We start from the raw sequence: 23161 nt of genomic DNA, 5'->3' as shown, positions 1-23161 counted from the left end.
CCTGGCATGTCGAAAAAAATGGTTGCCCCTGAACTTTTTCGCCCACCCATGGATTTTCCAGATGTTCCCTACGATCACCTGTTACGCGCGGCAGCTGAACGTAATCCAGACCATCTGGCCATTATCTATCATGATCTAAATCTTACCTATCGAGAAGTTGTCTCAATGGTCAATGGTATCGCTAATGGTTTATACGGATTAGGCTTGCGCAAAGGAGACCACCTCTGCCTGTTCACAACCAATCGGCCGGAATATATTGTTACATTTATCGCTGCCGCTTCAATTGGCGTGGTAGTCAGTCCAATGAATCCTTCATATAAGGAACGCGAGATCAGTTATCAGCTGGCCAACTCGGAAGCCAAAGGTATTCTCGTTCAAAAGGAACTGGTGCCGATGTTAAGTCTGGCACTTTCGGAGACGGAATTTCCAGAGTTAAAGCATATTATTGTGACCGGCAAAGAGCAGCCCGCCAATCTGCCAGACGCAATCCTTTTCAGCAAGTTGCTGCGCGAATCCTCACCAAAACCACCACCCCATGTTGATATCAGTGGCGATGATCTACTCGCCTTGCCATATTCCTCCGGAACCACGGGACTGCCCAAAGGCACGATGCTCACCCACCGTAATCTGGTCAGCAATAATCTACAGTTCAACACATGCCTGGGCATTACCATCACCGATGTGGCACTGCTCTTCCTGCCGTTCTACCATATCTATGGCGTCATGCTCACAGGTAGCTTCCTGGCCTGTGGCGGCACCCAGGTTATGATGGAACGCTTTGATCTGATGAAGTCTCTAGAACTCTGTGAGAAGCACAAAGTCACCTATTATTTTGCGGTTCCACCCATTATCATAGGCCTTGCCAATGCACCCATTGATCTTGGCAGAATGGCATCGGTCAAATACATCTTCTCAGGCGCGGCTCCCATGCCTGTTGATCCAGCACGACGATTACAGGAAAAGATTCCTGGCAATATCGTCCAAGGCTATGGATTGACCGAAGCATCACCACTAACCCACTCGCAGCCACGCGATCCCGAGTTAATACGGCTCGGTAGTATCGGCTACCCGATCCATAATACTGAATGCAGAATTGTGGATATTGATACAGGCACCCAGGATTTACCACAAGGGGAACAGGGCGAGCTCCTGGTACGTGGTCCTCAGGTGATGCAGGGCTACTGGCATGCTCCAGAAGAAACAAAACATGCCCTGCAGGATGGCTGGTTGCATACCGGGGATGTTGCCTACGTCGATGAAGATGGATACACCTATATTGTGGATCGCAAGAAAGAGATGATCAAATACAACGGTTTCGGCGTAGCTCCTGCCGAGATTGAGGCACTGCTCCTTGAACATCCCGCCATCATTGATACGGCCGTCATTGGTATTCCCGATGATGAGGCCGGCGAACTGATCAAAGGCATTGTGGTCCAGCGGCCAGGTACGACCGTCACCGAAGAGGAGATTCTCACCTTTGCTAACGGAAAACTGGCTGGCTATAAACGTCTGCACTTTATCGAGTTCATCAATGCCATCCCCAAGACCGCATCGGGCAAGATCCTGCGGCGCGAACTGGCGGAACGCGAGAGAGCGCGCAGACAAGCGTAGCTCATTTCGCATGAAAAAAGAGGGCGTCTCTATGAGATGCCCTCTTTTGATGACGGTCTTGAGGTTAGAGTCCACCCACAAAAAGGCCACGAGACATAATTTCGCCGGCCAGTGAACAGACCACAACCAGATAGAGCATACCAGTAGCAGACTGGAATGAGCGGTCACGAATCAACTTCCAGGATAATCCACCCAGGACCAGCGGCATTACATAGCCAACCAGCACACGAATCCAGCCAATGGCTTCTGTTCCCAGTGGCGTAGCCTGTGGTGCGTTTGCCGGCTTGATCTGATTAGCAGGAACAGGGGTAGCCTGGGCAGTCACAGGAGGCTTGGCAGAATGAGCCCTGGTTGCGTCGCTGGCATTACCACCGGCCAGAATGAAAAGCAGTACCTGAGCCGCAACCGCAACCAGGACCAGGGTCGTTGAGAACTGCAAAGGACGCTCAGAAAGCGCTGGCGTAACCAGATACCAGTGTCCGAGCCACATGGCCGTCAGGACACCTCCAAGAGCAAACGCTGCGGCAAAGAAGCCAGCTACAGTAATGATGCCGCCGAGTTCGCTACCAGCCATTGGGCGATAGATCATCGCCATCACAAAGAGCGTCACCATGCCTGCCGCAACAGTAGCCACGCCACTGAGCAAGCGCAAAATACGGACTGGAGAACTCTTACGCGCAAGCGGCTGTTCAGTTGTCGCGTCACCATCTTTCAGCGTAGCATCCTGCACGCCCGCCGACTTGTCCAGTAACAAAAAGAAACTATAAGGAATGAGCAAGAGGAAAAAAAGCAATAATGGCAGTGACTGATAGCCAGTCCAGGCCTTATCCAGTTGGGAGTATGTATTAAGCAATTCTGGTGTCGCAAAACCCTGCTGGAACCAATACGTCAGGCCAGCCAGGACCAGATAAATCAGGGCGTACGAGACCAGAAAACCACGCTTAACCTCGTTACGCCAATCAAGAAAAACCAGCACGCTTACTGCGCCGATTGAGACCTCAGCCATCACTATAAAGAGAACTAACGGTAACGTCTGTAGCATGATATCCTTTTATCCTTTGAGTGCGTCAATCAGTGTCTGAAATATGAAATCTCTATGACCATTCAGATTATAGCGCTGTCTCTGTCTATCGACAACTTTTTTGTGCCTCTAACGCCAGGTTGGAGGTGTGGATTGTGTTTGGGTGTGCGACCGCGCATCCAAACACAATCCATATCAAATATGAAAAAACCTGGATACACAACCAGGGCTTTTTAATTTTCAGCCGCGAGTAACTGTCAGGCAAATCATATACAGAGTATTTCTGGTGTGGTGTGTGTTCTGTGGGTGGCTGCGGCCGCCCACAGAACACACACCACACCAGACTCCGGCGCCGTAGGCGCCAGGAAGAAGAAAATTAAAAAGCCCTGATACACAACTCGCTTATATTGACAGATGTAAGGCATTCATCTACACTTAATGGGCACACGCTTGTGTCAACCTGCCAAAGTTACTGGATAAGATCATTGAGAGAAAAAGTATGCCGTCTTGCCTGAATCCTCGTTGTCAGACTGTCTATACGCCTGGAACGACACAGTGTACGAATCCTTTTTGTAAATGCCTGTTGCCAGAAGCGCTGGTGGCTGGCCGCTATCGTATTGAAACGCTCATCGGAATCGGCGGCATGGGGTCGGTATATCGGGCAAGCGATACGTTTGAAGGTCAACAGGTCGCGCTCAAGGTACTGACACTATCCGCGAATACATTAGATGTTGATGTCTCGATTGAGCGCTTTCGCCGCGAGGCTCGCTATGCACATCAGTTGCAGCATCCAAATATTGTGCCGATAATGAATTTTGGGCAGGATGGTCAACTGCTCTATGTGACCATGCCACTGATTACTGGTGGTACGTTGAAAACGTTATTGAAGCCGGAGCAGCCACTCCCTACCGATTTGGCCTTGCGCTATATAAGCGAATTAGCCACCGCCATTGATGTGATCCATCAACATCCACAGCAGATCGTGCATCGCGATATTAAACCCTCTAACTTGTTAATCCATCAGGATGATCAGCGTCTGATGGTGGCAGACTTTGGTATTGCGCGGGCCATGCAGCAGGAAAAACCATTGACACAACGTGGTTGGTCGCTGGGTACCGAACACTATATCGCTCCTGAACAAGAGCAGGGCAAGGCGGAGCCAGCCAGCGACATTTATGCGATGGGAGTGGTGGCCTATCAGATGTTTACCGGCCTGCTGCCATTTCAGGCTGTGGTCAAATATCGTACCAATGGGATTCCCAGACCAGATGAAATCAATCCAGGCCTACCAGAAGCGGCCAGTGAAGTGATCCTCAAAGCGATCGACAATGATCCGACACAGCGCTATCAGAGCGGTCAAGATTTTCTCGCTGCACTGAACGCAGCCCTACCACAGCAAGGCATCTGGTTAGAGGAAACCATCACGATGGGTAGCCCTCCTATCGCTCCAGATATGGCAGCAACCATGATGGATACGGTTAACGATAACGTCGTAGTGCGTATGATCATTCCGGAAAATCCTTGCGCTAAATGTGGGCGGGAGAATCGGCATGTCTCGCGCTTCTGTCGTCACTGCGGCCATAGCCTGAGCGATACTTCCCCCATGGTGCATGACGTTTATCAAGTAGGATATACCAGCGATATAGGGGGCAGTTCTTCCGCCAATGAAGATATGCTGCTCATCGTGCAGGGATTATGTATTAATCTCGCACCGCCCCCACGACCATTTGGACTGTTTGCGGTCGCCGATGGCTTGCGTAGTACCACAAACAAATTAAACAAGGGTCGGGAAGCCAGTCGGTTAGCGGTAGATACGCTGGCAGATATCTTGTTGCCCCTCTTAACCACTCCCTTAACGAGTTCGACCCAGCATAACTATGGCACACCTGCAGGCAACCGTCAGACCAGTCGCTCCCTCCAGCGGCCGGTACAACCTGATGAGGTTATTATGGAACAATGGGTGCGCGACGCGGTGAGACAGGCCAATCAGGTGATTTATCACTGCAATGCCGACTATGACGCCACCATGGCCAGCACCATCACCATGGCGCTGATGTATAAGCGCCGGGTCTATATCGCCAGTGTGGGCGATAGCCGTGCTTATTATTATAATCGTCAGAAAGGCTTAAAGCGCATTACCCGAGACCATTCAATGGCCGCCAACCTGGTGGAGGCCAATCTCTTGCATCCCGATGATGTGGCGAAAAGTCCGAAGCGGAACCAACTTTATCGCTATCTGGGCCAGAACTACACTATTCCCATCGATATATTTCAATTGAGTGTCGAGCCAGATGATGTCATTCTGCTCTGTAGCGATGGCATCTGGCATATGTTATCTGATCAGCGTATCGGACAATTTCTGGCTCAGGAAGATGATCCACAAAGGCTAGCCATGATGATGGTAGATAGCGCCAACTCTGGTGGGGATGGCGGAAACGCCAGTGCCATTGTGATACGCGTACAGTAATGAGAATCTGGGCGGGAATCAAAACGACAACGTGATTGGGAATACTTCTTGCGTGAACAGTTGGCAGGGTCAAAACCTGCATTTACGCTGGCGGTTCCTTTAGCTGATAACCGGCGCCACGGATCGTAACGATGACATCTGGCTCATTCTGTTCGCACAACTTGCGACGTAAATAGCGAATATAGACGTCAATCACATTTGAAAGGTGCTCGGTATCGCTATCCCATACATGCTCAGCAATCATGGTTCGGCTCAATACCTGATGTGGATGGCGCATAAAGAATTCGAGGAGAGAATATTCTTTACTACCCAGAGCAATTAAGCGCTCCCCACGATACACATCATGGGTCCGGGTATCCAGTTTAATATCCAGAAATTGTAAGACAGGTGCTCTGGTGGGTCCTTTACGGCGCAGCAGCGCGCGCACACGCGCTTCCAGTTCGCTAAAGGCAAAGGGCTTGACCAGATAGTCATCGGCTCCCAGGTCCAGGCCTTTGACACGATGATCCACTTCACCAAGTGCGGTCAGGAGTAGGATCGGCATGGCACGCCCTTTTTCGCGCAAGCGTTTACAGACCTCAAAGCCATTCAGGCCAGGCAATAAAATATCCAACACCAGCAGATCATAGGCGGTTGCCAGAGCAGCCAGATAGGCATCTTCACCATTAGCAATCAAATCAACAGCATAATGATTGCCTTCCAGTCCCTTCTTTAAACTTGGCCCCAGGCGTGGATCATCCTCAACAACCAGAATACGCATACGCCCCTCCTGTGGTGCTTATCCATAAAAAATGCAGTGCATTGATCGTTGTCCTACGACTCCAGTAGAAAACAAACAATCAATGCAACGTGATGTAGTGTATCGGCTCTACATTAGAATAGGATGAAATTAGCCCTGTTGATTATGTTGAGTGCGAATAAAGAGCCAGCAACGGAGTATTTCTGCGACACTCCAGGCCTGAGCAAAACAACCGCCATTCATAAATGGGGGTTCCGGCTCAGACAACTCGCTAATCGTGCCCAGACAGGTTCCCCATAACTGTTGCACAAAAGGCTCCAACAAAGGCAGCAAGGCCGCAGGATCATTATAGAGTTGGAGATGTACATCAACATATGGTCCGATCAACCAGGGCCAGACTGCCCCTTGATGATAGGCTGCGTCCCGCTGCTCGCGATTACCGATGAAATGATCATGATAGTTCGCATCTGTTGGACTAAGCGAGCGCAGGCCAACTGGTGTGAAAAGATGTTCTGTGACACGCTGAAACAGGCTCTCTACTTGCTGCTCAGACAACAAATCACGGGTCAGCGATGCAGCAAACAATTGGTTGGGACGTAATGCGGTATCATTTTGTCCCGCTACACCTGCTACATCCACCACATCATAGAGATAACCACCATCGGCATACCAGAAACGGCTACTAAAATGTTGACGTACCAGGGCACGCAACTGGCCATACTGGGCTGCGTCAGTTGACAGGCGTACCGCCCAACCCTCCATCGCCGTCAAGGCATAATACCACAACGCATTAATCTCTACCGGCTTCCCAGAGCGCGGCGTTACCACCCAGTCCCCTACCTTGGCATCCATCCAGGTCAATTGTGCTCCAGGCACACCCGCCTTCAATAAACCATCGGCGGGATCCATCTGAATACCATATTCGGTCCCATTCACATGCCATTGAATAATTTCACATAAGGTCGAGAATAATTCTTTCAATAATGACCAATCACCTGTCGTTGTGAGATAGTAGTCCAGAGCCCGGAACATCCACAGAGTAGCATCGGCAGTATTATAGATGGGATCAAAGCCGTCATCGGGGAAACGATTGGGAATCAAGCCGTTATGAACAAAAGAGGCAAAGGCTTTAAGCAAGCCGCGAGCCTCACTATAGCGGCCCGTACATAAAAGCAGGCCGGGCAAGGAGATCATGCTATCGCGTCCCCAATCAGTAAACCAGGGGTAACCAGCGATAATCGTCTTACGATCGGGCGCCAGGCGCAGCATCTGCTGATCATCGGCGGGCCGCGTATAATCGGGGCGCGCCACGATAAATTGATCAGCCGCCAGCACCAGGCGCGCAAACATAGGATCCTGCTCGAACAGGGCAACACTGGAACGATCAGCAACATTCAATAATTGTTGTATGCGCCGCCGATGACGCAAAAGCGCCTGGGTCGCCAGTTCCTCATGGCGCGCTCCCCCATAACCAAGAGAGGTACAGGTCGTCTCATTCTCAGCGGTCAAGACCAGGGTTGCCGGCATCCCTGGTACCAGGTGCAGCCGAAACACGCCTGGCTGATAAACATCCTCCTGATCAGGCAAGCCCCGTTCATGATCGCGGCGATGCCAGATATGCCAGTACCAGAAGCCATCGGAGGTAAAGGTCGCCCCTGGGGCAGCAATAATATGATAGGCAGGAGCCCCATCATACGCCTGAATACGGCAGCGATTCGTGGAATTCTCCACTTGAAACTGCCAGTTCACAGATCCGACAGTTGTGGCGTGGTAGTCTCGCGAGAGGCAAAAAGGAGCAATATCCAGGATTAATGAAGCAGGCTCAAACGGCTCCGCCCCATTACCGGTCTGCTCACTATGCTCATCAAAGGCTCCATGCAATATATACTGAACATACGTCGTATTTTGTCCATACTCCATCCAGATACGCTTCTCCAGGGTGAGCGTTTCCGATAGGGTATAAAAGAAGCAAGGAATATCACCATCCAGCGAGATAGATTGTAAATAGGAATATCCTTGTGGTGCGATGGTACCTGTAGAATATTCATTCACTCCAAGAGCCAGCTTTTCCCCGTCCGGAAGAGTTACAACCTCATCAACTTTCGCCACCAGCACGGTTCGCTGCACAGGTGGATGCAAGGCAGCAACCAGCAGACCATGATAACAACGCGTCGTCGCACCGAAAAGAGAACCTGAGGCATAACCGCCCAATCCATTGGTGACAAGCCACTCACGATCAAGTCCAGATCGGTCATCCTGGTCCAGGTTCTTGTTTACCCTCACATACCAGGGATTCGCCTGTACACGATAAGGTGTAGATGCATCTTGCTTCAGGGCCATAATCTCTATCCTTTTATCCTCAGCTTACACAATAGAAAGGTACTATTCATACACGATAGGCAAATGAAGAAACGTTCCACAAACATTGACTGCAACATAGATATGCTGTTAAAGCAAACAGGCGTACTTCGTCAGTGGTAGCAAGCCATACATTGAAAGTTTCAGGTGCAGGCATCCCTTCCTCATGAGAGAAGAGGTGCCTGCATTTATGCCCTATCTTATTCTACACGGAGAACTGTACTCATTCTTTGTAATGCGATTCGTAAGCGTTCTTCAGATTCAGTCATGGAGATGCGAACATACCCTTCGCCATGGGCACCAAAGTTGGTACCAGGCGTGAGAAAGACACCAGCTTGATCAAAGAGCCAATCAGTAAAGTCTTTTGAGGTGTAGCCAGCAGGAACATGGGCCCAGACGTAGAGACCGGCGCGCGTCTTTTCCGCCTGCATGCCAAGGGAGTTACAGCCATCAACCAGGATGTCACGCCTGCGCTGATAAATGGCATTACGTTCCGCAAGCCAGGACGGTGGAAGGTGTAGGGCTTCAATAGCCGCATATTGGACTGGCCGAAAAATACCGCTATCAATATTGCTCTTCAAACGTCCCACGGCATCCACCAGTTCGGGATTACCGACCAGCATGCCAATCCGAAATCCAGCCATATTATAGGTCTTGCTGAGAGAATGTAGTTCAACCGCCACGTCACGGGCACCTGGTATCTGCAAGATACTCATAGGACGGAAATCATCAAAATACACTTCGGCATAAGCCATATCATGGATAATCACAATATCGTGGCGGCGCGCAAAAGCAACGGCCCGCTCGAAAAAGTCACCATCGGCACAGGCAGCGGTAGGATTGTTAGGGTAATTCAGCCAGAGCAATCGAGTCTGGGCGATAACCTCGGATGGGATACTATCCAGATCGGGCAGATAGTGATTTTCTGCGGTCAATGGCAACAGGTAGGGTTCAGCGCCGGGCGTTGTCGTCCCTGAAACATAGACGGGATAATATGGATCTGGCACCAGAGCAATATCACCAGCATTCAGGACCGAGGTAGCGGCATAAGCCAGACCTTCTTTAGATCCCAGCAGAGGCAAGATATCCTGTTCTGGCGTCAACTGCACACCAAAGCGTTGCGCAAACCAGTCAGCGATCGCTTCGTGAAGCGCACGCATACCACGATACTCGGGATAACGATGATTTTGCATATCCTGCATTGCAGTGCAGAGCCGCTCAACTACCGCCGCTGGGGCCGGGAGGTCGGGATCTCCCATTGAAAGGGAGATCACATCTACTCCGGCCGCCTGACGATCCAATATTTTCTGTTTGGCATTGGCAAAATGATATGGGGGTAAGCTAGTAATCAGTTTCGACAAACGCACGGGCAACATTCCTCCTCCAGGTAGCAAACAAACAGAGATGCACCATACAGTGCCCTCTCTTTTATGTTATACCATGGGTTCGGCTTCATACCAATTTTTACCCATCTTCATTTCAACCTTGATCGGCACATCCAGTGTCTCGACGCCCTCCATCATCGAGCGGATCAGCCTTTTAGCACGATCAAGCTCTTCGACAGGTACTTCAAACACCAACTCATCATGTACCTGCAGGATCATACGCGTCTTCATGTGCTTCTCTTTCAGCGCGTGGTGCAGACGAATCATCGCGATTTTGATCAGGTCCGCATTGGTACCCTGGATCGGCATATTGGTTGCCTCACGCTCCAGCGCCTGGCGCTCGGTATGGGAGAGAGCATGCATATCAGGGAAGAAACGCTTGCGCCCATAAAGCGTATTGACGTAGCCCTGGGTTCGCGCCTGCTGCAAGGTACTATCCACATAGGTTTTGACATTCGGAAAAATCTCGTGATAGTGCTTGATAAATTCAGCCGACTCGGCATTGGTCATACCAGTCACCATGGCCAATCCATACGCGGACTGTCCATAAAGCACAGCATAGACGACCGTCTTAGCCAATCGGCGCTGATCTTTTGTCACCTGCTCAACGGGAACAGCGAAGAGTGTGGAGGCCGTAATTGTATGGATATCCTCATCATTGGTAAATGCTTCCACCAGGCGAGGCTCATGCGTTATGTGGGCCAGGATGCGTAGTTCAAATTGCGAGTAGTCAGCGGTAAGCAACACATAGCTGGGATCCGCGATAAAGGCCCGGCGAATCTGGCGTCCTAATTCGGTGCGCACCGGAATATTTTGCAGATTTGGGTTACTAGAAGACAGACGGCCACTAGAGGCAATAGTTTGATTAAAGGAAGTATGCACGCGACCAGTGGTTGGCTCCATCAGCGTTAACAAGCCATCCACGTAGGTGGATTTCAACTTGCTAAGCTGACGATAATCCAGCAGATAATCGACGACTTCATGTTTACCACGCAGGCCCTCAATCACATCGGCGTTGACCGAATAGCCGGTCTTGGTCTTCTTACCGGTGGGCAACTGGAGCTCAACAAACAGCACATCCGCCAGTTGCTTGGTCGAATTGATATTAAAACGGTGCCCAACCGCCTCATAGATCGCATCTTCCTGCGCCTCCAACTGTTCCTCTAAAGACTGACCAAACTGGCGCAAAAACTTTTCATCCAGGGCGACACCATACAGTTCCATCTGCATCAGAACATTGATCAGCGGTAACTCAATGCGCTGATACATATCCATCAGACCATGCTGCTGTAACTCATCCTGGATCGGCTCGACCAGGCGCAGGGTCATATCAGCATCCGCGCCAGCATAATCGGCAGCCTTACGGATGGGAACCTGGGTCATACTGATCATCTTGCTACCTGAACCGATCAATTCAGAGATCGGTGTCATCATAATACCCAGGCGCTGAAACGCCTGATCCTTCAGTCCAACACCACGCCGACCAGGCTCAGCCAGGTAGGCACCCAGCATCGTATCAAACGCCAGTCCTTTCACATCAATACCATAGCGTAACATCATGGCCAGATCATACTTGGCATTATGCATATATTTCAGGACATGTTCATCTTCCAGGACAGGCTTCAACTTCTCCAGTACATATGCGCAGGGTAACTGCGTATCGGGCTCCTGTCCATCTGGCAGTTGCTTATGGCCAACCGGTATATAATACGCTTCGCCGGGTGCCATAGAAAGCGAGATGCCGACCAGTTCCGCGTGTCGTGGCTCATCTGAAGAGGTCTCGGTATCGATGGCAAAACGTCCCGCATCCGTCAGGCTCTTAATCAGGATGCGCAGGGCCTCTTCACTATTCACAACCATGGTATTGGTCTGCCTGATCTGCTCAAGATCCGCGGGTAGAGGGCTATCAGTACTCACCATACCGGGTAGGCGCAACTTATGCACCACCTCTTCATGGGGTACCTCTACCTCAAACAAACTAAGCTGGGCGGGACTCGGCTCTGGCATAGCCACCGCTACCTGACCGTTCAATGGCTGTTCAACTTCCGCATGTCCCAATGATAACGGCTCCAGCACATCTTGCGGCACGACCGTTTCCTCACCTGGAGGCAAAGGCGGCAACACAATGGGTACCACACCCATGGGAGGTGCAAAGCGTGGATTCTCACCCAGATCCACACTATCAACGCTGGTAGCATACTCAGCGGGGGCGGCAGGTGTAGAGGAAGAGGGCGTACTATGAGCGTCTGAAACAGGAATATGGAGCTCACGGAAGAGGGCCAGGGCCCGCTCAATCAAGGAGCGGAATTCCAACTGCCGAAAGAGCGTCATCACCTTATCGCCATCCACCTGCGTCATCCTGCAGGCCTCCAGATCCAGCTGGACCGGAGCATCCAGCACAATGGTGGCCAGATATTTACTCTGCCGCGCCTGCTCGGATGCCGCACCGATCAACTTTTGTTCTTTTGGCTTCAAGCTATCCAGATGGGCCAGAATTCCTTCCAGGTCCCCATATTCATTTAGCAGGCGGCTGGCCGTCTTCTCACCAACACCAGGCACACCAGGAATATTATCGGACTTATCGCCGACCAGACCTTTGAAATCCGGCAGGATCTTGGGCTCAAAGCCATAGCGCTGCCTGACTTCATTTTCATCATAGTCAGTGACCTCTGTAATACCACGCTTGGCAACCTTCACCAGCACCTGATCATTGACCAGTTGCAGCGTATCCATATCACCCGTATAAATAACCGTATCTACTCCCAGCTTGTGTGCCTGTACTGAAAGCGTGCCCAGCACATCATCGGCCTCAAAGCCATCCTTCTCATAGATCTGGATGCCAAATGATTCCACGACCTCTCGAATGCGTGCAAATTGCGGCTTCATATTGTCAGGCAACGCTGGACGATGCGCTTTATACAGGCTGTATTCCTGATGTCGGAAGGTCGGTGAGGGGCGGTCAAAGGTTACCGCGATATAATCAGGCTTCTCTTCAAGCAGCGCTTTCATGAGCATTGAAGTAAAGCCAAAAGTAGCATTTACCGGCTCACCAGCACTGGTAGAAAGATCCTCTGGCACAGCGTGGAATGCGCGATGGATAATAGCATGCCCATCTATCAAAATCAGTTTTTTGCGTTTCATCTCTGCCGTCATTTCTATTTTAAAACCATCTTTTCTTTATCTATTCCAAGCCTTATGCCTGAACCCGGTAATAGCAGGCACCCTTTCTTGCAGGTGACATTTGCTCTTGCTGTATTTTAATATGTTTAGGTCGAGATGTATAGTATAGTTAACTGGCAGGCAGTGTTATTGCCTCCTCATAGCGTATCAAGAGGCTGCACGCTAAAACATTTCAACGCAAGCATTGCGAGAACAAATTCTCTTCCGGGCATCAGCGCTCCCTGTTAGTATGACTAGACCTCAGTATGTGCTGGGGTCTGTCTTTCCAATCACAAAAAAATATTAAAGGGGATGCTATGCCACAGAGTAATGCTGTATTAGATAAACATCAATCCGAGGCCAAAAGGCCAAAGATGGCGGAGGAAAAGGATGAGCTGCTGACGGTGCGCGAAGTAGCACGCCGTTTGCGCGTCGATGATACGACGGTGCGACGTTGGATCAAAAGTGGAGCACTGGAAGCAATTGCCCTTCCTCACCGTGCGAAGCGGCAAGCCTATCGTATCAAACGCTCAACGCTAGAATCACTCCTTGGTGGTGCTCTTCCCGAAGCTTGATATATCATTTATCATCTCGTCTTCTTTTTAAAAGATACTTACAACCTATATCAACCAGTTTGAACCCGTAGCTGCTCATTATAAATTAAGCAGTAAACAGGCCTTCAGCTACGGGTTTTTATTGCTTGCATTTCTTTTATAAAGAGGGACAATATATTAAATTATAACAGATGCACAGATATCAATAGGGGAAACACATACACTGAAAGGGAGAGGGATAGCGAGAGATATCCTCTCGTACCGTGCAGCGTGGACGGTCCGGCCTTTTATGACGCCTGTCATGTAATGGAGGAAGGACAAAGAAGATGTCCTCTGCATATTCGCCTCTCAGCAGCGCCATGTGGCGTACGTTAACACAACGCACACGATATCCAATAGATAAAGACTAAAAAAATACATGGAGAGGCCCAGTATGAAAATAGCTATCACCGGTGGAGCTGGTTTCGTCGGAAGCCATCTAACGAAAGCATATCAGGATGCAGGGCACGACGTTATTGTGCTCGATAGCCTGGTCGCAGGATCAGCCGAGACGATAGATCCGCGTGCACGTTTCTATCATGTAGATATACGCGATGGAAAATTGCGGCAGATACTTCAGGCTGAACGTCCAGATATCGTTAGCCACCATGCAACTCAACAGCACGAAATGGGAACGGGAGCACACACCCTGACGGACGCTGATGTCCACGTGAGAGGATTAATCAATGTCTTGGATAGCTGTGTTAGTGCCTCAGTAAAACATTTTGTCTTTGCGTCAGGTGGCAATAATCTGTACGGGCGTGTTACAGCCGAACAGTTACCATTACCTGAAGAGACCTGCTTACAACCCCGTAGCGCGCAGGATATCAGCAAACTGGCGGGCGAATGGTATACACGTTACTATACGCAACAATATGGGCTCAAACATACGATTCTACGCTATGCAGATATCTATGGTGAGACCAATGCCAATCCGCTTCACCATCCTTTGAGCTACTTTATGCATATGCTCAATGAGCAAAAGCGCCCGATCATTCGTGGCAGTGGCAATGAGGTGCGCGACCACATCTTTATCGACGATGTGATCCGGGCCAATATGCAATTGCTAAAAAAACTGGTTCACGCCGAAAATCGCACCTTCCATATCAGTACCGGGCAGGGCCATTCCTTGAATCAACTGTACCATATGCTGGCGATTATGCAGGCGAGCAAACATGAACCCATCTACCTATCAAGTTCACAGTTAGAGACACCCGCGATTATTCTGGATAATACGCGTGCGCTGCATGCATTGGGCTGGCAACCATGCACTCCCCTCTCGGAGGGTATACGCCAGTCGGTACAGCGCCTGCTGCCAGAGCAACATCCAGCTACATTGAGGGAATATCGCGCTCCACAGATTGTCATCGCCGCCGAGGCTACCTTGTCAAGAGCATAGAGAACAAGCAAAAAGGACTGGTCGGGTATACCCCAAACCAGTCCTTTTCCTTTTGAGCGCGTCTACTGCTGTAGACCACTCACGACACGTGCATATTTTTCCGCCAGAGCCTGAGCTTGTTCGTTAGAAACAGACTCGGCAAAGACATGGAAGAAGGGACCATCCGCATCAGGGAGGATCAACACCCACTCTTTACCCAGATCGATCTTGATACCATCAATTGGCTTGGATCGACGCTCACGATACTGCTCGCTCAAGATACGCATGACCTTGCCCTTGTTTTCCCAGGGACAATTCACACGCGTGCTACTCATATAGTATGCTGGTAGATCATCTACGACCTCAGAGAGACGCATCTCAAAGGTGGAGAGTAATTCCAGCAGCTTGGCGACTGCCAGCATGCCATCAAAGGCTGGATGCAGTTCAGGGAAGGCAAATTGTCCACTCCCATCACCGACCAGTACCACACCTTCGCGACCTGCGGCCGTCATCAAGGCATGAGGCAGAACTTTGGTCTGTTGAATATTGCCATCGTAGCGCTGCGCAATATGTTGCAAGGCACTGGGAGCCGTTACCGGGGCGGCCACGGTTCCATTGCGATGTCGGCGTAAGGAAAGACTGGTCATAACGGCCAGAATCTTCATGCCATCAAGAATACGACCACGATCATCCACAACCGAGATGCGCTCGCCACTTGGATCAATACGAATACCCATATCGGTATTCAACGCCGAACTAATGGTGGCCAGGCGCTGCATATCCTTGGCCAACTCATCCGGTGTGCGCGCAGCATTAGACTCTTCTGATGAACCTGAGTTCAAGACAATGACTTCACAACCCAGATCGCTCAAAATCTTCGAGAACATAGCAGTGGTGCTGCCATGAGCATAGTCCACAACCAGTTGGAATTTACGCCGGCGTACAGCCTCGAAATCGACCACACGGTTAAAACCTTCAAGATAATGACTCTCAATGGAGGCCGTGCTTAAGACATCAATCGCTCCGATCTCATCGATATAAACACGACGAAAATCTTCGCGGAAGTATAAATTCTCAATCTTACGTTCGGTTGTTTTATTGATATCCAAACCATTTTGATCGAAAATCTTAATTTCCACTACGCGCTGATCTACAGGAGACATACTGACATGGACGCCTCCAGCTGCTTCAGTTGTACGAATAAAGTAGCGCGCCACCGGCAGCGGAACCTGATTAATATCGTGAACATTAATACCCGCTGACGGCATGCCAGCGTTAATGCCACGTTTGATCATACGAGAAGTACGATGTGTATCACGATTCAGGCAGACAATCGAGCCTTTGGGTAAGATTCCACCATAGGCGGCACCCAGTTTGGTCGCGAACTCTGGCGTCAGATCCACATTCACCAGGCCAGTAACACCATAGCGACTAAAGAGTCCACGGCGTCCCTGTGAGCCCCAGATAATGCTGGTATTGACGACAGCGCCAGCCTCAATCTCTTTGTCAGGCCAGATCTTCACGTTCGGCTGAATAATCGCGCCATCCTGAATAATGGAATTATCGCCGATCACCGAACCCTCAAACATCACCGATTTACTCTTGATATTTGAAGATGAACCAACGATCGCCCCACGCAGTTCAGCACGATCTCCGATATACGAATTATTCCAGACGATACTACGATCAACCTGTGCTCGTTCATCGATAATCGAATAACTACCAATCATGCTAGGACCATGAATAATCGCACCGGCACGCACCTTAGAATCCCGTCCTAAATAAACCGGACCGTACAGTTGCGCATCCTCATGGATTTCGGCACCCTCTTCACACCAGATATTATTGCCGATATGACGAGCAGGGATTTCCAGATTCACATTATGTTGGAGCATATCAGCATTTGCGCGCATATACTCGCTTAAGCTACCAACATCGCACCAGTAACCTTCAGGGGCCACATAGCCATAGATTGGGTCCCCTTGCTTCAACATCATTGGAAAAAGTTCCTGGCTAAAGTCAAACTGTTTATCCCGTTCAAAGTAGCTAAATACCTTGGGGTCAAGAACATATATACCCGTATTAATAGTATCGCTAAATACTTCTCCCCAGCTTGGTTTCTCCAGGAACTGAGTGATATGGCCATCTTCATTCGTGATGATGACACCATATTCAAGAGGATTATGGACGTGCGCAAGAAGAAGTGTAGCGAGAGATTTTTTTTCGTTGTGATACTTAATGAGTTCAGTCAGATCATAATCGGTGAGGGCATCCCCACTAATTACCAGAAATGGCTCCGTCAATTGGTCTTCTGCATTTTTTACACTACCCGCAGTACCCAGAGGGACATCTTCGCGCGAATAGGTAATACGCATACCCAATTGTGAGCCATTACCAAAGTAATCTTCGATATTACTTGCCAGATACTGAACCGTGACGACGACCTCGGTGATGCCATGACGCTTCAACAAATTAAGGATATGCTCCATCACGGGCTTACCCACGATAGGAACCATCGGCTTTGGACGTCGAATTGTCAATGGTCGTAGCCTCGATCCTTCCCCGCCGGCCATTACAACCGCTTTCATAGAGGCCTCCCTTGTATCAAGGGTAACTTGCATAGTCACCCAGGCTTTTATAGGAAATACAAGGACGGCGTAGCAATGCCACGCCGTCCCATATGCTCCGCTATTCTCATTGTACAACATCCACGAAGAACGCTGCAAGCTTCAAACACCCTACCACTCGCTAAACCGTCCATGTTCCACAAGCCAGCGTACAAAACGATGATGATTTGTTTCTTCAGTGGCTTTGCGCTCTTCGTACTCTTGCTGAAGTTGAATGAGTCGCTGAGCTTCCTCTACACTAAAACCCTCATCCAGGAGGGCGTCGACGAGCAGGTCCATATATTGCTGCATAAAAAGTCCTCCTTCCTTCGCTTCTACTACTCTTCCAGCCAACACACGCGAAGCACCGGACACTTTTTTTACCGACCAACGGCTCTCAGCAGTACAAGCTTCAGCATCGAAAACTGACTGCCTGGATACACAGACATCCTGGCCGTATCAGTCAAGCGAAAAAGTATGAAGTGCCACTGTCGGTTGGAATACAGAACGCTATCTCTTTCCATTCAGATGAGTTTCGATGATCTCACGAATAAATGATAGATTGGAAACAGACAGAATATTCTGCTTATGCAGTTACTTTGTTACTGCCTTCATACTCATCACGAATATCACCGCCCGCTAGATCCAAAAAAACCAGATTGGTACAGGCACAAATGTTTCGGCACGTGAGAAAATCCCGGGAGGATGCAAATGCCGATCACACTATGTTAGAACCGCTTCACAGTGACACATTGATGGCATGCAGCAGAATAGGCAGAAACAGATCCCATATCATCATCTTTCCACACTACCCTCTTATCTGTTACTTACACTAGTATAGCACATGATCATTTGACAACGCTACATCCACCCCCCAACCAGGGCTTTTTAATTTTCCTCTTCCTGGCGCCTACGGCGCCGGAGTCTCGTGTGGTGTGTGTTCTGTGGGCGGCCGCGGCCGCCCACAGAACACACACCACACGAGAAATACTCTGTATATGATTTGCCTGACAGTTACTCCTAGCTGAAAATGAAAAAGCCCTGACCCCCCAACGTACCAACCAGTAATAGAGCAGCTTAGAGAAGATAGAACCAGGTAAAGTAGCCCACAATCATCTAATGGAAGAGAAGTCTTATAAGCAGGTGCAAAGATATAGACCAAAGTATTTTCACACAATATTCACAAAGCATAGTAGAGCCTGAAGGCACATGACAAGCCATTTGTGCGTATCAATCTCTACCATGCCCTGAATGAATTTTAAGATAAAGCTTGACAACAGTTAAATCTCGATGGTACAATATCGACATCGAAAGGAGGTGGTGTGTAATGAACGATTGTATACGCTGCACAGGCAGCGGTGTTGAATCCCACACCTTCCAGCAGAGAGGAATGGGGCGTTAAAGCCACGTTCTTAGCACTAGGCTTTGGAGCTTGGTGAGGGTTTAAAGCAAACACACACTGCAGGTGGTGAAATTTTCCCCCTGCCCGTGCAGCACCCCCAGAGCATTGGCGAAAAGACTTACTTGCCTTGCTCTGGTTTTTTTGTAGATACTCACAACTCATCCAATGCCAAAACATGCCAGGACGTATTTTTGCTTGCACACCGGCTGTTTTTAAAGATAGTATAAACAGAGATAGCACATATAATTGTGCGTGCAGAACAAAAATTGAAGCGTCAGGCGCATGTTTCCCTTCCGATCTCAGATCTATGCTCGATGGGAAGAAGCTACATTGATAGATAGAAGTGGTAGAGCTTGGACAAAACAGACAATCCACCATCCAGAAACCTGGATGTCGAGCGTATACGACATCTTCTGGATACTAAAATACTTGGAACTGGCAATCATCTTGTATATACACCAGTAGTTGATTCGACAAATGCCCTGGCAATGCAACTGGCTCAGAGCGGGTCAGAGGAAGGGGTAGTGGTACTTACCGATAGTCAGACAGCCGGTAAGGGCAGACAAGGACGACGGTGGGTGGATGTGGCCGGGTGGAATGCGTTGTCATCTACTGTGCTCCGACCATTATTTCCGCCATATCAGCTCGTGATGATCGCTTCACTGGCAGTTGTCGACGCGATTGCTGATACCTGTAATGTTACGGCAACCATCAAGTGGCCAAACGATGTCCTGATCAGGGATCGCAAAGTTGCTGGCATACTTATCGAGACCAGCCACGATCGCACTGGCCGTCTCGTGGCTATCCTGGGCATCGGTGTCAATATTAATGGGAATATCACACGTTTCGATACCACTCAGACAAACCTACAGACCAACCCGGGGCTTGTTACGACAGCCACCACACTCGAGGCAGAGAGCGGTCATGTAGTAAGTCGCGAAACGTTTATCGCCCATTTACTGTCTCATATTGAGAATCGCTATCTAGCGTTACAGCAAGAAGCACAAGAGACCCATCCTAATGGGCCTATCTCTCGCTTCATACGAGAGCAATGGCGTGCTCGACTTTCAACACTTGGTTGTGCTATACACGTACATCAGGGGGCGAAAAGACTCAGCGGTGTAGCTGAGGATGTGAATGATCATGGAGAGCTGTTACTCCGCAGTCATTCTGGTGAATGTATTACGATTACCTGGGGAGATATCGAATAACTTATCAGTTTGATATATCCTGCACAGGCTCACTGGAGAGATGAAACAGATATTCGGAGGTCCCCCTCCATTATACAAACGAGAGGAATTTAAACATGGAGTCACAAGAAATCTTCCTCACCAATGACGGTATCGCACGTGCAGCTAACCAGCTTGAGTTTTTACGTACCGTTAAGCGTGCTGAAATTGCCCAGTATCTTCATGACGCCAAGGAATCAGGCGATGTTATCGATAATGCGGCGTATGAAGAAGCTAAAGGTCAGTATGCTCGTCTCGAAGGTCGCATTTCCGAACTTGAAGAAATGCTGGCTCGTGCACAATTAATCAATGATGTGCATGGAGACGTTGTTTCGCTCGGCTCCTTTGTTAATCTGGAAGTAAGCAATGGCCGCACATACCGCTATCAACTGGTCGGTGCCTTTGAGGCTGATCCTGGCTCCGGACGTATTTCCAACGAGTCGCCAGTCGGAAAAGCCCTGCTTGGACATAAAGCGGGCGACATGGTGATCGTTTCAACCCCCGGCGGTGTCAAAGAATACACGATTATGAGCATCGAGTAAACAAAATTTCCCCCCATCGCAGTGACCAATGCCATAAACTAACCAGATCCCGACGACCTGACCATATTCGCGTAATATGATCAGGTCTTTTTTGCTTGTCCAGCCGCCTGGATTGGTATCCATTAGCTTCCCTACCCAGGAAAACCAAACGATGTTACAATACGTCAGGCATATGCCAGCCACCACCACAAGCTCTTGCATGCATTGTAGATACAAGTTTGGAAGGTTACATTTATTATGACTGAAGAACGAGATATACGTATCCAACACTTACAAGCCTTACGCGATCTGGGTATTGATCCTTATCCCAATTCTGTTGAGCGTACGCACAGTATTGCCGATGTCCTCAAGAATTTTGACGAGTTCGTCGGACCCGAAGGAGCATATACGCTGGTTGGCCGCATCCGCCTGCTACGTGAGATGGGAAAGGCCAGTTTTGCGCAGATCGAGGATGGCACTGGTCGCATACAGATCTATATGCGCGTCAATGATCTTGGTCCAGAGACCTACCAACTCATCAAGCTCCTGGATCTGGGTGACTTTGTACAGGTTCAGGGCTTCTTGTTCCGTACCCGCACAGATGAGCGCACACTGCATGTCAAGTCGATCCGGGTCCTGGCTAAAGGATTACGTCCCTTGCCCGAAAAATTTCATGGCCTGGAAGATCGTGATACACGCCAGCGCAAACGCTATCTAGACCTGATCGCCAATGGGGACGAGATCAAACAGATCTTCGTGATCCGCAGTCGCCTGATTACAGCGATGCGCCAGTTCCTGGATAACGAGCAGTTTATTGAGGTCGAGACCCCAATTCTACAGCCTCTCTACGGAGGCGCCAATGCACGTCCCTTCACCACCCATCATAATACACTGGATCGAGATCTGTTTTTACGCATCGCCATTGAGCTCTATCATAAGCGCCTGCTCGTTGGGGGCTTTGAGCGTGTCTATGAGATTGGACGGAACTTCCGTAACGAGGGCATTGATCGCAGCCATAATCCAGAATTTACCATGATCGAGTTCTATATGGCCTATGCCGACTATAACGACACCATGGTCTTGATCGAAAATATGCTGGCCTTTATCGCCCAACAGGTCAAAGGCAGTACCCGCATCGTGTATCAAGGTACCGAAATCGATCTCGCGCCTCCCTGGAAACGCTACTCACTGCTGGACGCTATCCACGAATTCACCGGCATTGATGTCCAACGCTATCCTGATACTGAAAGTCTAGCTGCCGCGATGCGGGAAAAACACTTCGAAGTCGATCCTAAGCTTGGCCGTGGCCGCCTGATCGATGATCTGAAGAGCGAAATGTTCCGCCTCAATCATCCAGAACTTCGTCAGGCCCTCTTCCTGCTAGACTATCCAGAAGACGTTTCACCCCTGACCAAACGGCATCGCTCCCTACCAGGACTGGTCGAGCGCTTCCAGCCATTTATCGGCGGGCTGGAATGTGGAAACGTCTATACCGAGCTTAACGATCCACTCGATCAACGCGCCCGCTTTGAAGACCAGGCCCGCCAGCGCGCCCATGGAGATGATGAAGCCCAGCTACTGGACGAAGATTTCTTAGAAGCACTAGAAATTGGCATGCCTCCCACCAGTGGCGCTGGACTCGGCATCGACCGCCTGGCAATGCTCATGTCAGACCAGGAGTCCATTCGCGATGTAATTCTCTTTCCCACTATGCGCAAAACCGCCGAAGAACAATCATAATCCCCCGTACGCGACAAGCATTGCCTATGTTCTGATCGAGAAGGCACATTCTCGATCAGAACATAGGACTTCTGACAATCACACGTATAGCATCCCTTCTTAGAGGTATCTCAATAGAAAGGGGGGAATCAAACATGCAGATCATACGGAGATATCTCAGAGAAGCGCTAGACATACTTTACCCAACACAGTGTGTACACTGTCGAAGAGTTGGTAGCATCCTTTGCAAGCAATGCCTGGCAAGCATCTCATGGTTCCAACCACCATGGTGTGTACACTGCGGATTACCACAACTGCCTGGTAAGCCCTGCCAACCCTGCTACTATCATCCTCTACAGCTAAGCGGACTACGAGCTATCAGTAGCTACCACCAGAACCCACTGCGCGCAAGCATTCACGCATTCAAATATGCAGGCAAGACACGCTTAGGTGGTCCGTTGGGAAACTTATTGGCACAGGCCTATCAACACTATCAGCTACATGCAGACCTGATTATTCCTGTCCCACTACATAAGACCAGATTAGAACAACGTGGGTATAATCAGGCCGAATTATTAGCGCAAACGTGCGCCGACACACTACAGATACCACTACAAACCGATCTCTTATATCGGGAAAAAACCACATCAACGCAAGTGAACCTGACGGCACCAAAACGCAGAGAGAATCTACAGGACGCTTTCTATTACATGCCTGGTTCTACAACTAAAACAGTGTTCAAGCGTAAAATCCTTATTATTGATGATGTCAGCACCACAGGAGCAACCCTTGAGGCATGCGCGGCACCACTGTTTGCAGCAGGAGCGCAGTCCGTATGGGGATTAGTCCTGGCTCGACCGACTGTTACAAAAGGCAAGCGCCCAACGTAAGAAGCAGCAGAAGCTCTATTCAGCTATGTTTATACATGTTATAAAGAGATTCCAGACGGGGTGTGCTATAATAAAGCACACAA

At 49.6% G+C, this 23161-nt stretch carries 15 protein-coding genes; 8 read left to right on the top strand and 7 right to left on the bottom strand.

All coding sequences use genetic code 11. The annotated features are described in order from the left end of the window. Window positions 1-6 precede the first annotated feature (6 nt). Complete coding sequence (locus EL633_RS16410) at window positions 7-1611, top strand: class I adenylate-forming enzyme family protein (RefSeq protein WP_126628219.1); 1605 nt, start codon at window positions 7-9, stop codon at window positions 1609-1611. 64 nt (window positions 1612-1675) lie between these two features. On the opposite strand, the gene EL633_RS16405 is transcribed toward EL633_RS16410, so the two are convergent. Beyond that, the gene (locus tag EL633_RS16405; protein ID WP_126628218.1) at window positions 1676-2653 is read right to left on the bottom strand and encodes a hypothetical protein; all 978 of its coding nucleotides are present in this window, start codon (window positions 2651-2653) and stop codon (window positions 1676-1678) included. A gap of 478 nt (window positions 2654-3131) precedes the next feature. Here EL633_RS16405 and EL633_RS16400 point away from each other — a divergent pair, with 478 nt between their 5' ends. Beyond that, window positions 3132-5099 (top strand): protein kinase domain-containing protein, encoded by a 1968-nt coding sequence (locus EL633_RS16400; RefSeq protein WP_126628217.1) that lies wholly within the window; start codon window positions 3132-3134, stop codon window positions 5097-5099. Between the two features lie 82 nt (window positions 5100-5181). Here the strand turns inward: EL633_RS16400 and EL633_RS16395 are convergent, their stop codons facing one another. The 4 genes from EL633_RS16395 to polA form a co-directional block, all read right to left on the bottom strand. Further along, window positions 5182-5859 carry a response regulator transcription factor gene (locus EL633_RS16395; protein WP_126628216.1) on the bottom strand — a complete coding sequence of 226 codons (678 nt, stop codon included), beginning with the start codon at window positions 5857-5859 and terminating at the stop codon, window positions 5182-5184. Between the two features lie 129 nt (window positions 5860-5988). Continuing rightward, window positions 5989-8178: an amylo-alpha-1,6-glucosidase gene (locus EL633_RS16390; RefSeq protein WP_126628215.1), complete on the bottom strand. Its 2190-nt coding sequence runs from the start codon at window positions 8176-8178 to the stop codon at window positions 5989-5991. A gap of 218 nt (window positions 8179-8396) precedes the next feature. Then, a complete protein-coding gene (locus tag EL633_RS16385) occupies window positions 8397-9563 on the bottom strand; it encodes an LL-diaminopimelate aminotransferase (RefSeq protein WP_246039153.1) in 1167 nt (388 codons plus the stop codon). A 66-nt stretch (window positions 9564-9629) separates the two neighbouring features. Further along, window positions 9630-12722 (bottom strand): DNA polymerase I, encoded by a 3093-nt coding sequence (polA, locus tag EL633_RS16380; protein WP_161982188.1) that lies wholly within the window; start codon window positions 12720-12722, stop codon window positions 9630-9632. A gap of 335 nt (window positions 12723-13057) precedes the next feature. Between polA and EL633_RS16375 the strand changes: the two genes are divergently transcribed. Together EL633_RS16375 and EL633_RS16370 are read left to right on the top strand one after the other, a co-directional pair. Then, entirely contained in the window at window positions 13058-13315 is a 258-nt protein-coding gene (locus EL633_RS16375) for a helix-turn-helix domain-containing protein (protein ID WP_246039152.1), read from the top strand. 412 nt (window positions 13316-13727) lie between these two features. Then, window positions 13728-14732, top strand: coding sequence for an NAD-dependent epimerase/dehydratase family protein (locus tag EL633_RS16370; protein WP_161982187.1), 1005 nt, complete (start codon window positions 13728-13730; stop codon window positions 14730-14732). Window positions 14733-14794: 62 nt separating this feature from the next. Here the strand turns inward: EL633_RS16370 and EL633_RS16365 are convergent, their stop codons facing one another. After that, a complete protein-coding gene (locus tag EL633_RS16365) occupies window positions 14795-17299 on the bottom strand; it encodes a mannose-1-phosphate guanyltransferase (RefSeq protein WP_126628211.1) in 2505 nt (834 codons plus the stop codon). Window positions 17300-17449: 150 nt separating this feature from the next. Continuing rightward, window positions 17450-17629, bottom strand: coding sequence for a hypothetical protein (locus EL633_RS16360; RefSeq protein ID WP_126628210.1), 180 nt, complete (start codon window positions 17627-17629; stop codon window positions 17450-17452). Window positions 17630-19072: 1443 nt separating this feature from the next. On the opposite strand from EL633_RS16360, the gene EL633_RS16355 reads away from it, so the two are divergent. From EL633_RS16355 to EL633_RS16340, 4 genes are all read left to right on the top strand, one after another. Further along, window positions 19073-19930, top strand: coding sequence for a biotin--[acetyl-CoA-carboxylase] ligase (locus tag EL633_RS16355; RefSeq protein WP_126628209.1), 858 nt, complete (start codon window positions 19073-19075; stop codon window positions 19928-19930). 95 nt (window positions 19931-20025) lie between these two features. Then, window positions 20026-20490: a transcription elongation factor GreA gene (gene greA, locus EL633_RS16350; protein WP_126628208.1), complete on the top strand. Its 465-nt coding sequence runs from the start codon at window positions 20026-20028 to the stop codon at window positions 20488-20490. A gap of 237 nt (window positions 20491-20727) precedes the next feature. Continuing rightward, window positions 20728-22209, top strand: a complete 1482-nt coding sequence (lysS, locus tag EL633_RS16345; protein ID WP_126628207.1) for a lysine--tRNA ligase — start codon at window positions 20728-20730, stop codon at window positions 22207-22209. 134 nt (window positions 22210-22343) lie between these two features. Continuing rightward, window positions 22344-23078 (top strand): ComF family protein, encoded by a 735-nt coding sequence (locus EL633_RS16340; protein WP_126628206.1) that lies wholly within the window; start codon window positions 22344-22346, stop codon window positions 23076-23078. The last annotated feature ends 83 nt before the right edge of the window (window positions 23079-23161 follow it).

Origin of the sequence: Dictyobacter alpinus, from assembly GCF_003967575.1 — a bacterium.
GTDB classification, from domain to species: domain Bacteria; phylum Chloroflexota; class Ktedonobacteria; order Ktedonobacterales; family Ktedonobacteraceae; genus Dictyobacter; species Dictyobacter alpinus.
The sequence above is the reverse complement of the archived record's forward strand: the minus strand, read 5'-3'. Positions and strand labels throughout refer to the sequence as shown.